This is a genomic window from Microcoleus sp. T2B6, assembly GCF_036700475.1.
Lineage (GTDB): Bacteria > Cyanobacteriota > Cyanobacteriia > Cyanobacteriales > Microcoleaceae > Microcoleus.
In genome coordinates this window covers 1-1150 of record NZ_JAUBOZ010000250.1, presented here as the reverse complement: position 1 = coordinate 1150, position 1150 = coordinate 1, and the positions used below count along the sequence as shown (strand labels likewise).

The following is a 1150-nucleotide window of genomic DNA, read 5'->3' as shown; positions in this document are numbered from 1 at the left end:
AGCCGTGTGCGGTGAAAGTCGCAAGCACGGTTTTGTAGGAGAGATGGTGGGGGACACCCTACCATCGACTCTCTAACCGATTGACCATAATATCCCGGCCGGGCGGGTTTTTGAGATTGTCAATTATTGGCAGGTATTGTTGGTGAACCCGCCCCTACCTGATTTCGGGTAATCGACAGGATATGACTAATGACTACTGACTACTGACTAATGACTAATGACTACTGACTAATGACTCTTAAATTAATCGAACTCGCCCAGAGGTAAAGGCTTGTATTCGATCGCCCGCCAAGCATATTAGCAAGCGGCCGCATCCGTCAATGCCGGCGGCTTCTCCGCAGATGGTTTCCGACGCAAGTTCGATCGCCACCGGGCAGCCAATCAACGCATCGCGGCGGCGCAATTCCGGCAAAAGTAACGCTAAACCGGACTTGGAGGCTGGCTTGTCTGTGGTAGAAAACATATCGGCTAGTTCGAGTAAATAGTGTCGCAGTCGATCGAGCAAACACAGTTCATCTGGTACTGTACTAGCAATAGAATGCAAGCTTACCGCATTGCCGAGATCCCTTTCATCCAATCCCGCAGCCGCGAAATCTACGCAGCGGTTGAGTCCAATTCCCACAACGGCGCGAGTTTTACCCAAAGCATTGCCCGAAGAGGCTTCGCAGAGAATTCCGGCTAATTTGTGGCGATCGATCCAGACATCGTTTGGCCATTTCAGGCGCAGCATATCGCGACAGTCGGGAACCAAATCTTCGATCGCGTAAATCACAGCTAAACCCGCTGCTAAACTGAGTCCCGGCAACAGAGTGGGGTTGAGGTTTTCGAGTACAAAACTAACAGTCAAGACACCGGTTGGGGCGTGCCAGGTGCGCCCGTGTTGGCCGCGCCCGCTGGTTTGTCGCCTAGTAAATACTACATCTCCGTGGTGGAGTTGGGCCGCGCGGGCGATCGCCCAACTGTTGGTACTGGGACAGGTATCCAAGGAGTGTAGCCAGTGATCGAGGTTTGGGCGATCGGGTTCTGGGGTTACGGGCACGGGAGTTAAGGGCAATTCAGACAAGGTTTGATTTGTAGTAAGCTGTTCAGCATCTAAAACGCATATTGCATAGTATAATATGATGATATTTATAAAAAGTCAATGCCTACT

The 1150-nt window shown here is 51.3% G+C and carries 1 protein-coding gene; it reads right to left on the bottom strand.

Translation table 11 applies throughout. The features are described from left to right. Positions 1-238: 238 nt before the first annotated feature. Positions 239-1063 (bottom strand): biotin--[acetyl-CoA-carboxylase] ligase, encoded by an 825-nt coding sequence (locus QUA00_RS36715; RefSeq protein ID WP_333413499.1) that lies wholly within the window; start codon positions 1061-1063, stop codon positions 239-241. Between the last annotated feature and the right edge of the window lie 87 nt (positions 1064-1150).